We start from the raw sequence: 13,817 nt of genomic DNA, 5'->3' as shown, positions 1-13,817 counted from the left end.
TATAAAAGCCTTTAAGCTGGGCTTCTCTGACTCATCAGCCTAAAGATATTCCCACCCGCCATCCTGTTCTCTTTTCAGTAAGGATTTTCCAAACTCCCCTTCCCAGTTCTACAGCCAGAAAACCAGCAAAGCCGTGCTCTCCGGCATATGCGTTCTTCCCACATTACAGGTAGTAGTCACTGGAATCATCCCCTTTACTTCTCCTCCCTGTCTTCTGTGGAATCTACATGCCTCCAACGGTATTCTCAGCTTTCCATCTCTGATCTGTGCCAGATGAAGCATTCCATTCTGTTCGTATTTCAGCGATTCCAAATGTCCTGTCATCTTTTCTCCGTTCACACGGGATTTCGCGGTCATCTCACAGATGGACAACTCCAACCAGCTTACTCTCTTATTATGCCTCAAAACCGCTGGTTTTTTAAATCCTCTGTTTGCCATAGAGATACTGCATCCATGCTGCTGATTCATCTGATAAATCATAAAATAGACTTCCCACATCCCATGTCCCAGAACTTCAGCCAAAAAATTTTTAGAAAGGATTTCTTTCTTTTCTACAGAATAGATGCTTCGTATCTTCTGATTATTTCGAATCATGGAAGACAGCGTATAATAGTCTATATTCTCTACCATGTCTTTGACATTTAACAGAATTTCTCTGTCTGCAACTCCAATATTATGCAGATAGACTTTCAGATTTTCAATCAGTTTTATATATCCTTTTATGTAAGCCTTTCCCAGTCCTGTGAACTCATAATCAGAATTCAGATAGCCATTTTCGCTGCAAGCCTTCAAATAGCGGCTCACAGACCCGTGATTCACACCACAGATCTCTGCGATCATCGCAACTCTTCCTCTTTTTTTCCCCATCTTCTCCAATTCAATCAGATATTGAATCTGCATCATTGTCGGGTGGTTTCTTCTCTTAAAGCTTTCTCCCTTTTTCATGCGTAAATCCCTTTACCATATATGGACATTTAATTCCCGGCATTTTGTGTCAGACGGCAGTTCTTCTTCCTCTGCCGTAAATGCGATAATTCCATCTCCCTCTGTGATGGGAACTACTGTGCTCAGTGTGAAACTAAAAATGTCCGATGGAATCCGAAATCCCAGCTCTGTCCTCTGCGCTTTTATCCATCTGTCCTCATCTTTATACCACAATTTCTTTGAATAGTTTCCTGTTATCGGCTGAAGATAAAAATAACTGGTGTCTTTTTTTATCTGCATACATATCTTCTCCGAGAATTCATAAAATTCCTCGGATAAAACTCTCGGATATCTTTGCTCTGTCAGGTAAATTCCCATGCGAAAAATATAATTTCCTTCCTCATACATAGTATCTAAATTCAAATTTTTTGCTACACGGTCATACGTATTCCCATACTTCAAAAACTCACAAACTCCCTGAATCACACCACCACTAACCACATGCTCCATACGACACGCGTCCTCCTGAGCCTGCTCCTCATCTAATCCACAGACCATTTGCAAAAACTGTGTCAGGTATTGATGTCTGGTCAAGCATTCTGCTCCCTGTGTCTTTCCAAAATCAGTAAGTTCTAAGACTTTACTCTTCCCTGGTTCTTTTAAATACCCATGTTTCACCATCTGTTTCACAAGATAATTTATCTCGTGCTTAGTAATATTCAAATGTATACAAATCTCCGACATCGTAATCTGCTTTCCTCTATTCCACCACAGATACAGAGTTTCTAAAAGATCTTCCTCTTTTTCGGCATTGGTAGACGGTATATTTTCTCCGATTTTCCCGCTGAAGCCATCAAGCTTATTTCCCTTTTCCATCTCAGTGCCCCTTTCATATTCGCCCAATAAAAGTTAGTTATTTCTAACTATCTTTGAAGCTATTATAAAAATCCTCCTCACCTTTTGTCAATCCTTTTTTAGCCACCAATTCACAATGTGACTGTTCTCTGTCTGGTAAACGTCTTCTCATGTGAACACGGCAGCCGCTTGCCGGGCTAATCACAGAGCAAAGTAGCATCGAGCGTTTGTGTAATAAGAAAAAGCAGCTTTCAAGATCACCCCAGGATCTTAAAGCTGCCTCTTTGCTTCTTATCTATCTTTCAAAGGTCTAGTGGGATTCAATTCCAGGCCTTCTACTCGCTGTTTGTTATTTTATAGCTACAAATTCAATCTCCACCAAACCATCTTTGGGGAGCTTTGCCACTTCCACACAGGACCGAGCAGGTTTTGCATCTCCAAAATATTCTGCATAAATCTCATTTACAACAGCAAAGTCACGAATATCCGCCAGAAATACGGTGGTCTTTACAACATCCTCTTTTGCGAATCCTGCCTCGTCCAAAACTGCCTGTATATTTGCCAGAGACTGCTTTGTCTGTGCCTGCACCCCTTCTGCCAATACTCCTGTCTCAGGCACTAAGCCCAGTTGACCGGATGCATACAGCATATTTCCTTTCTGAATTGCCTGCACATAAGGTCCTACCGCTGCAGGTGCTTTGTCCGTGTTGATAATTTTTTTCTCCATAGTAACCTCCTATCATTTTCCAATTCCCTCAACCTTGAGGGGCATTTCTCGTTTTACACGCCGCCAGTACTACACTAAGTACGTGTTCTTGTACTCCTCACGAATTTTTTCCGGCACCAGGCTGCCTCCGGTAGCCCACACGATATGGGAAGCCTGGTCCATCTTGTCAGATAGTCCATTCTCTTTCACATATCTTTTCAGCTCCTCACTCTTATTCAGCTTAACTGGCCCCTGAAAAGCAGCGCAAGCGCTGGGTTCGAGAAAGATATCCTCCGTCTCCAAAAGATCTCTCATATAATCATACAGCTTTCCATCCTGTATTGTCAATTCTCCACTGAGCATCGTCTTCATAACGCCGCCCACAAAACCAGACGGTCTTCCCACTGCCAAGCCGTCCGCATGGGTCAGGCCAGTCAGCCCAATATCCTGAACGGAAATTCTGCTGTTCAGTCCTGTAGCCATTCCCACCAGCATACAAGGTGCCTGGGTCGGCTCCACAAAAAAGCAGTGTACCGCATCCTGAAACACCTGCTTCAAACCAAAGGTCACGCCTCCCGGCGCTCCACCCACACCACAAGGGATGTACACAAACATAGGGTGCTCTGCGTCCACAGCGACGTTCCGTTCCTTCAGCTGGCTCACCAGACGTTTCGCTGCCACTGCATAGCCCAAAAATAAATTTCTGGAATTCTCATCATCCACAAAATAACTCTTCGGATTCTGATCAGAGAGTTCTCTGCCGTGTTTTACCGCTTCACTATAATCCGATTCATATTCCATAACCGTCACTCCATGGCTGCGCAGCAGATCTTTTTTCCATTGTTTCGCGTCCGCTGACATATGGACAATCGCCTTATAACCCACTGCTGCGCTCATGATACCGATACTCATACCCAGATTTCCGGTGGACCCCACCTGCACCGTGTAGTCCTGAAAGAATTTTCTGCATTCTTCATCTGCCAGCTTCTCATAGCTGTCCCCTTCGCTCAGAAGACCGTGTTCTAATGCCAAATCCTCCGTGTGTTTCAGAACCTCATAAATGCCGCCTCTGGCCTTTACAGAACCGGCAATCGCGAGATGACTGTCCTGTTTTAACAGGAGCCTTCCCTCTAACTCACTTCCATATTTCTCGTTGATGTGGCCCTGCATGTTCGGAATCGGAGTCAGAACGGATTCTATGATTCCTCCTCTGTCTCTCGTCTCTGGAAAACACCTCATGATAAATGGAGCAAAGCGCTTCAATCTCAATTCCGCATCCTCCACATCGGCCATAGCCAACTCTGAGTCTTTGGCGCTCTTAACAAACGCTTTCTTGTCTGGGTTCACCCAGACGACTTCTTTTTCCACCTGTATATCTTTTATAATCGGAATCTCTTCCGCAATTTTCCTGCCGTCTATCTTTTCCATGCTTCATTCCCTTTCTCTCATACTGTTCTAAGCCTGCCTCTTCTTTCTGACATAAGACGCCGGTGGTTCTCCTACATACAGCTTAAAATATTTATAGAAGTTATTCAGATTCTGATATCCCACCGCCTCAGCTGCCTCTTTGACAGACATCTGTCCGTCCTCTAGAATTTGTACGCTTTTCTCAATTCTCACTTTATGCACATAGGAAACAATCGTCATCCCCGTATGTTTCTTAAAAACTCTCGCAATATGGCTCTCAGAACAGAAGGTAATGCCTGCCAGAGTCTCCAACTCTATTTTTTCAGCGTAGTGTTCATAGATATATTCAAGAATCGTATTCACGATCTCGTTGCCGGTGAATTTCCAGCCCACCGCACGGGCAATCGCCTGTCTTAACTGTCCAAATTCTATGGGTTTTGATATGATATCGCTGGCTCCCAGTCTGAGAGCTTTCTGTGCATACTCAAAAGAATCATAGGCGGTGATGATAATCACCTTGCTGTCTTCCATCTTCTGGATAATCTCAAACCCGTTCATATAGGGCATGTGGATGTCCATGAAAACCAAATCCGGTTTTTCTCTCTTTATCAGGCTCCAGGCATCTCTCCCGTTCTCCGCCGTCCCAATGATCTCGATGGGAAGCTTCTGTGCATCCAGAAAGTGACGAATAATATTTAAAGCCGCCTTCTCGTCATCACATATCACTGCCCGAATCATACAATCTCCTTTCCGTGCTCACCACTCGAAATGGTATTTGTATCCGAAAACAGGTATCCCCATTTTTCTCAGAGCCGATCCTAAACTCACAATTTTCCCCAAACACAGCCTGCAATTTATAATAAATCATAGACAGTCCATGGGAAGTGCTACTTTGAATTCCTTGGTTTATCACATAACAGGACTGAGAAGTCAATTTATTTCCCGAATTGATAATCTTGATCTCTACCATATCTTTCTTCCTGTTAGAGACAATTTTTATTTTTTTTCGAACTGTCTCTGAAAATCCATGTACGAACGCGTTCTCCACAATCGGCTGAAGAAAATTAAACGGAACCCTTGCCTGTAGTGTCTTCCGGTCAATTTTATAGATCACTTCCAGATCGTCCTCGTACCTCAGCTTCTGAAGCTGTAGATATGCCTGCACATATTCCACTTCTTTTCCCAAAGGAACCGTGGAATTCTGAGTCCGCAGCGTGTAATGGAACATCTTCGACAAGTCCACAATGGACTGATACAGCGGCATCAATCCACCGTCCAGCGCCATGGACGCCATACTGTTTAAGGTATTAAATAAAAAATGATTGCTGATTTTTAAGTCTGTCATGGCGTACTGCGTATCCTGAAGATTCTTCACCAGGATTCTCTGGGACTCCTCATGAGAGGCAATACACAACTCCTTTTCCATGAGCTCCCTGCGAAATTGTTCGAATTCGCAAAAGTTCTTAATCGCTTTCACAATTCTCTGTAAAAGAGATTTGATTCCCGCAACCACACTTTCTGGGACATCATAAACATTCTCAATCTTTCCCTTTCCGCTCCCAGAATGCCGGATATAGCCACTCTGGATATAGCCTAGGAAAACACCCCGAAAACAGATCGGATAGTGATAGACTTCCATCCCATTTTTACAGTAGTAAACGTGTTCTTGTTCCCATTCCTTCGGTGAAACCTGCCTCATACAAGAACAGATACCCGCATTGTTGGATGGCTGACAGCATTCCACACAAAATTCTGGAAAATACTGGCTTTGGAGAATCAGATTCCCAAGAGAATCAAAAATCGCATAGCCATAGTGAAGAGTCTCCAGAAACTGGGTTCGAATCGCCTCTGCCGCTATATAGATTAAATCCGGTGCAATTGGCTTTTTGTCAGCTTCTTCTCTCTCTGGAAATTCCTGGTTAACCTCCTCAATGACGGGATTCGAGACTAGCAAATGCTGAAAGGGGACATTTCCAGTGTTATAAATCCTATGCTCTACTCCAGCCTTCCAATGATAAAACTCTCCGACTCTGAGATGGCTCTCTTCACCATCCAGAACCGAAATTGCCTGTCCCTGCACAACATAGATCACCTGCTCGTCATAATGAATATGCTTTGGTTGGCAGCTCCCCGCATAGAGACTCACAAGCCCCACCTGTAGCCCTTGTATTGATAAGATTTCTTTGTTTTCTGTCAACCAGAGAACTTCTCCCCAGTCTGTCTTCTGCCGAACCATCTGACGCCTCCTCTGATTTCTTATTCTTCCTTCTAATCATTTAATAGATTTCTAATTATCTCTTTAGATGTTCTTATATGCCGGTATAGCCCGTCATTCCGGGCTTTTCCGGCACTTTTCATATCGGAAGAACCTCACAAATCTTTTTATTACCCCTCATGTTTTCGCTCTCAAAAGTAGTAAAAGCAGTAGTAAATTCTGCGTACTACTTATGCCGCCTTGGTTTCCTCGGCGCTTTCCGCCGTAGCCTCCGGCTTGGCCTCTGCGGTGGTTTTTGCCTTGGCTTGCAGCCGTTCCATTTCCTCCTGTGCGGAATGGAAAGTAGCGTGGGCGTAATAGTTCAGCGTCATTACAATGTTGGCGTGTCCCATGATGTACTGCAACGCCTTGGGGTTCATGCCCGCGTTTGCCATTCTGGTACAGAATGTATGTCGCATGGTGTGCGGCGTCATCACATCGGGCAGCGGCTCCTTGTGGCACTTGTTGTACTTCTTGGCAAGGCACTTGAACATGGCGTCATAGTTGACGGCGGTTTTGGGCAGGCCGTCCCGGTTCAGGAACAGGAAATCCTTATAACCGTCAACCTCAATGCCCTTGCCGTCCCTGCGCTTCTTCAACACGCGCTCAAACGCTTCATAGGCGGCTGCGCTCATGGGCACTTGACGGAATCCGCTTTCTGTTTTTGGCGCTTCGATATAGTAGCCATCCTCGGTGCTTCTCAAAAGCTGGTGGTCTACATTTACAAAGCGTTTTTCAAAATTCAGGTCAGCGGGCGTCAGGCCGCAGAGTTCGGAAATACGAAGCCCGGTTTCCAGCAGGATCACCACCTCGTCATAATACTTGGCATAGACGGAATCGTTCTGCATGAAGTCCAAAAGCTCGTTTTCCTGTGTAGGGGTAAGCGGCACCTTTGGTACGGTATCGTCGTTGATAACCTCATTGATCTGGAAGTCAAAGGGATTCTTGCGGAGGCAGTCGTCCTGTACTGCCATATAAAAGATGGCCTTTAAGGAACGCTTGCTGTTGCAGATGGTGTTGTAGGCAACGCCCTTTTCCTGCATACGCAAGGCCCATTCTTTCGCGTCGGACAGCTTCACGCTGTCAATGCTGGCCGCGCCCAGCTTATCTTCGGACAGAAGTTTCATCAACTGCTGGCGGCTCTTTTGGGTTCCTTTCCGCACATTCCCGCGCTGCCGGGTGTACTTTTCATAAAGCTGGCACACGGTCATTTTCTTGCCGATGGTGTCTATCCCGTCGTCAAGGTCTTTCTGTATCTGCTTGATCTTCTCGCGCAGGGAAAGACAGGGCCGCTTTCCGGCAGGTACTTTGTCGGTAGGTACTAACTTCCATGAGTAAACAAACTGGGTTTCTCCAAAGGTGTCAATGTATTTGTAAGCGTATCTTCCATCTGATCGCTGGCTCTCTCCAGACTTCAAAAGGCGGCCTTTGTTGTCCCGTCTTTTTTCATCTCGTTCTTTTCTTGGCATTTCGTCATGCTCCTTTCCATGACGGAAAGAGCCTTGACACGCTTATAACCTATTATAACACGCGCAAGGCCCTTTTTCACTATATTGTGTCAAGGGAATCAATGATTTTTTCAAACTGCTTCCGCTTGATCTGGATGCGGTTGCCGTTTAAGATCACCCAGCCAGCGGTGGGGTTTTCCTCGGCAAGCCGACGCAGTTTGTTTTCCCCGATCCGAAAATATTTGGACGCTTCCTCAATGGTGAGCGTGTATTTTTCCCAAATAGGCACATCGTTATTACTCATAACATGGCCCCCTTTCTTTTCAAAACAAAGGTTGTTTGTTGTGAAAGTGGGCAGAAAATAACGGACGGCTGCTGGCACAGCTCCACGGGAATCTCACCCCCGCGTGGTTCTCACGCGGCCCTGCTCGTTGCCTGCGACGCTTCAAACGCTCGGACTACGACGGCAAGGGCGTATCATTGTCCTGTCTGCGCGTCGTCGCCCGCAGGCTGCCACACCTGCTTTACGGCCCGGTAAAATCGCTCCGCTTACCCCAATGAGGGAAAGCCTCTTGGCGCACCTGCCGCCCGGCTCGGCACAGACAGAATGTATCCGTCTGCCCTATGACGCGCCGCCATTATCCTGCGGGCGTATTTGTCAAGGAGCAAAGGGGCCGCCGGGAAACAGGCAGGCGGGGAAAGGGAAAGCCGCCTGTCTATGGCCGGGGCCTTAACCGTCAGTCGCCAATGGGACTAACGATGGAATGGATCAGCTTGATTTGCAATCGGCGCTTCATATACTCGTCAATGCAGATATGAGGCTGGCCGCTGCCGTCATAGAGCGTCCGGGTACACAGCTTATTGATGTAGCCGTCATAATGCTGCAAGACACGCTCCACGGCTTCGGCGTTACCGGCGCAGGCCGCGTCGATCACAAAATCAGGTAGAGGGCTTTTGCCCTTGTAACTGGATTGCTTCATCCGCGTTTAACCTCCCTCCGGCATGAACGCCATCAATTTTATACGCAAGTCTTTCAGGGTGCTTGTCCTGTGGCGCTGTACTGCGCTGCGGGACATTCCCATCAGGCGGCCAATTTCTTCGTCAGTCAAATCCAGAACAAAGCGGAGAATCAAAATACTCTGCTCGTCTTTTGGCAGGCTGGCAAACGCTTCGGCCACAAGCTCGTTGTCGATATGTAGGTCATAGCCATGCGAACTGAATATAAAGCTGTCGCAGGAATACCGATCTACGGTCGAGAGCTTGTCCCAATCAGCCGGGGAAAGAGCGTCCAGCGACACTTCACGGTCGCGGCGGCACTTCATTTCCCGCAGATAATCTATCGCCTCATGGTACAGAACCAGCTTGCAGTAGCGGTCAAACTGGCCCCATTCACCGTATTTGCGGGGGATCGCTTCCATCTTCTCACCCCCTTTCTATGGGGGATGTGGTGGTTCTCTCCCTTTCCGCCAATAGAGCGAATGGAATCTCTCTGGCTGCCCGCTAAACGCCTCCTTTTTTCACTTTTTTGAAATTTCTTTTTGCACCGGATAGCAGACCGCAGGAAATAACAAAATTCGCCCGGCAGGTCAAAGACCCACAGGGCGAAACAAAAAGCAATATGTTCTTTTCTTACATGGTATAGTACATACTCGCAGCCGCTTGTCCCCGCTGCCGGGGGACGGCTTTTTTTGACAGGCTAACCCCTGTCAGAATTTGTCGAAGCGGTTTTCGTTGCATAGCGGCTCCCTCCTAAAGCCGCCATGCCAGAACACGGTGCAGGGGTCGTCGAAGCAAAAAGAAACGGCGGCCTTGATCTACTCAAAACCGCCGTATCGTCAGTGATACAGGAAAGCGCACGAAATCCTCTGCCCGTCAGCGGTTTTTTTCTTTTCCCCGCTGTGGAGGCAGATGTTTGAATATGTAGGCTCGTTTCATTCCACAAAGAACAAAACCCGCCGGATCAGCTCCGGGATATTGACCGGGGCGGTGATATAGTCATTCACGCCCTCATGCCGGTATTCATATTCCGTGGCAAGGTCGTTGTTCTCGGTGAGGATAAAGAACGGCAGAAGCCGGACAGGGGGATTCTTCATTTGGAACATCCCCGCCACCCGCCGCAGTGTATGAAACAGCTCCATTGCTGTGCCGTCCGTCAGTTCCACATCACACAAGATCAGGTCTATTTCCTTATCCTCAAAAATCCGGCGCTTGGCTTCCCCAATCGAGGGAACCAGAATCAGGTCAAAGCCCTTTTGCAGCATAGCAGCCCGCAGCACTCCGGCGTTGGTATCTTCCGCATGGACAAAGAGCAGCTTGTGAAAAGTCGGGGCCTTTTCGCCGGATAACTGCCGGTAAGCGTATTCCACCAGCTTATCTTGCAGCAGCAGCCCTTTCATTTTGTCCATGCACAGCGTTGCGCCCCGGCGCATAGCCTCCTGTTCGTAGTCGTCCTTGTCATGGCAGGACGCCAGAATAAAAGGCAGCTCCTTGTCTGCGGCCCGTACCTCGTCCAGAAAGTCCATGCCGGAACCGTCCGGCAGGTCGAGATCACAGCAGACTACCAGCGGCATTTCCTCTTGGATGGCCGCCCGCGCTTCTTTCAGCGTGCAAGCCGTTTTCACCGAGTATCCCCGGTGCTGTAAGTATTTTTGCAGACACCATGTATAGGTGTCGCTGTCGTCGATCAGCAGTATCTTTTTCATGTGTCCTCACCCCCAATATTGATTTACCATAAGCATAAACTACAAATGTTACACAAATGTCCGAGGTGCCTTCGATTTCGACAGAAAAACAGGCTGAATTGTTACAACGCTCGGACATTTCAAAAATTTTTTTGAGAAATGGCGAAAAAGGCGGGGCAGCATACGCCGCCCCGCCGATCCCATACGGTTATTCCATTACCCGCATTTGTTCGATCAGGGATTGTTTTTTCTGTCTACGGATTGTCCATACAGACAAGATCAGCTCCATTCCGAACAACACCAGAATGAACAGCCCCATTTCCAAAACCGGGAATTTGTAAGGCACTACATTTCCGGCAAAAGCACCTACACTCATTTTTCTGCAAGCAAAGATGGAAGCCGGAAGCCCAACGATCAGCGTCGCCAATGTTGCAAAGAGCGCATAGCACAGCCCCTCACAGATGTTCATTTTACATAGCTGTTTTTGTGTTAGGCCGATAGAACGCAGAATACTGTTTTCCTGCTTTCGGGCTATCTGGTTAGAGAGTGTCGTATTGATAAGGTTGATAACGCCAAAGAGAAATACCAACCATGAAAGTATCTCCATACTGCCAAACGCAAAAGAATTTGTCATTTCTTCATATTCAATCACTGTATTGATTTCATCTAAGGCAATATTACTATGGCTGGCAACAATATTTTTCAATTCAGCTCCCACATAGTCCGTTTTTTTAGGGTCATTTACAATGCTCCATGAATAGTCAAAAGAGGTGATTTCCGGGTGCAGTTCGTGGAACAACGCTTCTGGTGCAAAAAGAGTTGCCCCATCTAAGTGCATCCTGCCATGTCCTGAATATACCTTTGCAGGAGCGTATAACCCCGATATGGTAACAGAAACGGATGGCTGTTCTTCTCCCAAAGAAATCTCAACCGTTGAACCAACACCCATATCCTCATTCTGCTTTAGCACATTATAGTCAATTACAATACTACGGGAATCTGTTGGCATGGTTCCCTCTGTCAAAGCCGCTTCAACTGCCACATAATTCTGGTCGGTCAGCATATCGCACATACCACCAGCTTGATGAATCTTTGTTTTATAAGTTGCATGGAGAGATTGCCTGCTTGGAATTATATCTGTAACGCCATCAATAGATAAGATTTCCTGCTTCAATTCCTCATTCAATGGATTTCCCGCTGCCATAACCTTTTCTTCTGTCATTTCAGAATCCAAATAAATTTTATAGTCGCCGTCCGGGAAAAACTGTCTTGCAAGTGCCTCTGGTGAGCGCAGCAAAACAATGGAGGATACCACAAGCAGGATAATTCCGCCCAAACTCAATGAGGCTACAATAGCAACGGTCTTTTTTCGGTCACGCTTAAAATTTGCAATTCCCATTGAAACAGGATTGAGCTTGATATTCTTTTTCCGGCTGCGGATGTCCTTTTGCGCCGGGGTAAAACGGACGGCTTCAATCGGGGAAATCCCTGCCGCAATTTTTACCGGCTTACGGATGGAAACAGATACCATGATCCAACTGCTTATGAGTGTCAAAATAACCGTTGCCACATAGGAAACAGCGTTAAAACCCTTAGAAAACAGGAGAAAACCGCCGCATACACCCAGCACTGTACCAATCAAAATCCCGATACTGCCGAGTTTACGCCCCTCCCGCTTTACAATCCGCTTGATTTGCTTTGGCGTTGCACCAATCGTCCGAAGCTGCCCGTAGCTCTTGATTTTGTCATTGATGGAGATACGGAAGATACTCTGGATCACAATATAGCCGCCGATCAGAACAATGGCAATCACGCTAGCCATCAGTGCAAAATCAAAGGATTTAGAAGCATAGGCAAAATACTTACTGTTCATTTTGGGCATAGGAAGCTGATATTCCTCCGCAATCTCCCTACAATAAGAGGTCATCAGTTCTTCGTCCAACTGGTCGCTGTTTTTGAAATGGGCATAGGCACGATACCCAGCCGGGTCAAACCCAGCCCATTCTGTCAGGGCGGCTTTGGAAAGAATGATAGCGCAGGTATTCGCTTCTTTCTCATTTGCGCTGTCCATAATGCCGGTAACAACATAATTACCATGAAAGCTCTCGGTATCTAAGGTCACAGTGTCCCCAATTTTGGCATTGTTTCCATAGGTGGAAAGAAAGTATTCGCTTACGACAACTTCATTTGCTTTTTCAGGAACCCTCCCCTCTAACAACTCCATCTGCGCCTTGGTAATCTCCATCATTTGCGCGTCGCAATACACATAAGACGCATGATAGCCCTGTTCCGAAAGTTCCTCACCCAGCATATAGTAGCCGCCTACGCGCTCAAACTCCGGCAGTCCTTTCAGGGTTTCAATGTCGTTTTCCTCCACGCCCAGCCAGACCGCCTCATAAGTATCGACAACCTGATTGCGTTGCATTTGTGTCAGGGAAGTAGACACAATTCCCGTAAAGCAGATTAGAAACGCCGCCAGTGCAACGGCAATCACCACCATCAGATTCCGGCGCTTCTCGCTTTGCAAACTTTTCTTTGCCAGCTTCTTTGTAATGGCGCTGGTATCATTCTCAAAAGGCCATGTCATAGCCTGCCACCTCCTTACTCCACAATCTTGCCGTCCTCAATGCGGACAATCCGATCTGCAAGGCGGGCAATGTCGTTGTTGTGGGTAATCATCACAACAGTTTGCCGGAACTCTGCACTGGTGCGCTTGATAAGCCCCAGCACCTCGGCGCTGGTCTTGCTATCAAGGTTGCCGGTTGGCTCGTCGGCCAGAACAATAGCCGGTTTGGTAATCAAGGCGCGGGCGATAGCCACACGCTGCTGCTGGCCGCCGGAAAGATTGTTTGGCATATTTTTCAGTTTATCTTCCAGCCCCAGCAAGTGAACAATCTCGTCCAAAAACTTCTGATCCACCGTGTCCCCGTCCAGCTCCACCGGCAGGACGATGTTCTCATACACATTCAAGATGGGAACAAGGTTATAGTTCTGGAAGATAAAGCCGATGTTGCGGCGGCGAAAGATGGTAAGCTGCTCGTCGTTCTTCTTTGCCAGTTCTTCGCCTCGGACAATCACGGTTCCGCTGGTGGGAGTGTCCAGCCCGCCCATCATGTGAAGCAGGGTGGACTTGCCGCTGCCGGAGGTTCCCACAACAGCCACAAACTCGCCGTCATTTACGGAGAAGTTCACGCCGTCAAGGGCGCGGGTGATATTCGGCTCTGTGCCGTAATACTTTTTCAGGTCGATAGTCTGTAAAATGCTCATAAAATTCAATCCTTTCTTTGTTTGTTGTAAATGCGGAACGCTGCTGCGCCGGTGGCCGCCAACTGTACCAGAATCAGCACAGCGAACAGGCCGAAGCTCTCATAGTAGAACAGTTCATCCCAAAACAGGAGAACATCACAGAGAGCAGTCAAGGCAACCACCCAGCGGATGTGCCGGGCCAGCCATTGCCGGAATACCAGCACAAGGGCAACGGGCGGGACGATCAGCAGCGCCAGATTCAAAATCAAGGTCGGGGTCAGTTCCATTGCGTCGCC

The 13,817-nt window shown here is 47.3% G+C and carries 14 protein-coding genes; all 14 read right to left on the bottom strand.

Translation table 11 applies throughout. From position 1 onward, the window contains the following. Positions 1–108 precede the first annotated feature (108 nt). Complete coding sequence (locus BLHYD_RS00680; protein ID WP_005947742.1) at positions 109–945, bottom strand: hypothetical protein; 837 nt, start codon at positions 943–945, stop codon at positions 109–111. 12 nt (positions 946–957) lie between these two features. Beyond that, complete coding sequence (locus BLHYD_RS00675) at positions 958–1,800, bottom strand: metal-dependent transcriptional regulator (protein WP_005947740.1); 843 nt, start codon at positions 1,798–1,800, stop codon at positions 958–960. Positions 1,801–2,128: 328 nt separating this feature from the next. Continuing rightward, positions 2,129–2,506 (bottom strand): RidA family protein, encoded by a 378-nt coding sequence (locus BLHYD_RS00670; RefSeq protein ID WP_005947739.1) that lies wholly within the window; start codon positions 2,504–2,506, stop codon positions 2,129–2,131. A 69-nt stretch (positions 2,507–2,575) separates the two neighbouring features. Beyond that, positions 2,576–3,913: a D-serine ammonia-lyase gene (locus BLHYD_RS00665; protein WP_005947737.1), complete on the bottom strand. Its 1,338-nt coding sequence runs from the start codon at positions 3,911–3,913 to the stop codon at positions 2,576–2,578. A gap of 27 nt (positions 3,914–3,940) precedes the next feature. Continuing rightward, entirely contained in the window at positions 3,941–4,630 is a 690-nt protein-coding gene (locus BLHYD_RS00660) for a response regulator transcription factor (protein WP_005947734.1), read from the bottom strand. Next, on the bottom strand, positions 4,608–6,128 hold the full coding sequence (locus BLHYD_RS00655; protein WP_005947732.1) for a histidine kinase: 1,521 nt from the start codon (positions 6,126–6,128) through the stop codon (positions 4,608–4,610). The genes BLHYD_RS00660 and BLHYD_RS00655 overlap by 23 nt, the downstream gene beginning before the upstream one ends. Positions 6,129–6,337: 209 nt before the next feature. Continuing rightward, positions 6,338–7,615, bottom strand: a complete 1,278-nt coding sequence (locus BLHYD_RS00650) for a tyrosine-type recombinase/integrase (RefSeq protein ID WP_031472578.1) — start codon at positions 7,613–7,615, stop codon at positions 6,338–6,340. A 79-nt stretch (positions 7,616–7,694) separates the two neighbouring features. Then, entirely contained in the window at positions 7,695–7,898 is a 204-nt protein-coding gene (locus tag BLHYD_RS00645; RefSeq protein WP_009296579.1) for an excisionase, read from the bottom strand. A 433-nt stretch (positions 7,899–8,331) separates the two neighbouring features. Further along, positions 8,332–8,574, bottom strand: coding sequence for a helix-turn-helix domain-containing protein (locus tag BLHYD_RS00640; protein ID WP_004611627.1), 243 nt, complete (start codon positions 8,572–8,574; stop codon positions 8,332–8,334). A gap of 6 nt (positions 8,575–8,580) precedes the next feature. After that, entirely contained in the window at positions 8,581–9,012 is a 432-nt protein-coding gene (locus BLHYD_RS00635; protein ID WP_005947719.1) for a sigma-70 family RNA polymerase sigma factor, read from the bottom strand. Between the two features lie 513 nt (positions 9,013–9,525). After that, positions 9,526–10,296 (bottom strand): response regulator, encoded by a 771-nt coding sequence (locus BLHYD_RS00630; RefSeq protein ID WP_005947715.1) that lies wholly within the window; start codon positions 10,294–10,296, stop codon positions 9,526–9,528. Between the two features lie 187 nt (positions 10,297–10,483). Beyond that, on the bottom strand, positions 10,484–12,862 hold the full coding sequence (locus BLHYD_RS00625; RefSeq protein ID WP_260784451.1) for an ABC transporter permease: 2,379 nt from the start codon (positions 12,860–12,862) through the stop codon (positions 10,484–10,486). A gap of 14 nt (positions 12,863–12,876) precedes the next feature. Then, positions 12,877–13,542 carry an ABC transporter ATP-binding protein gene (locus tag BLHYD_RS00620; RefSeq protein WP_005947328.1) on the bottom strand — a complete coding sequence of 222 codons (666 nt, stop codon included), beginning with the start codon at positions 13,540–13,542 and terminating at the stop codon, positions 12,877–12,879. 5 nt (positions 13,543–13,547) lie between these two features. Then, on the bottom strand, positions 13,548–13,808 hold the full coding sequence (locus tag BLHYD_RS00615; RefSeq protein WP_005947326.1) for a hypothetical protein: 261 nt from the start codon (positions 13,806–13,808) through the stop codon (positions 13,548–13,550). Positions 13,809–13,817: the final 9 nt, after the last annotated feature.

The organism is Blautia hydrogenotrophica DSM 10507, from assembly GCF_034356035.1.
Taxonomy (GTDB): Bacteria; Bacillota; Clostridia; order Lachnospirales; family Lachnospiraceae; genus Blautia_A; species Blautia_A hydrogenotrophica.
This window is presented reverse-complemented; position numbering and strand designations above follow the sequence as displayed.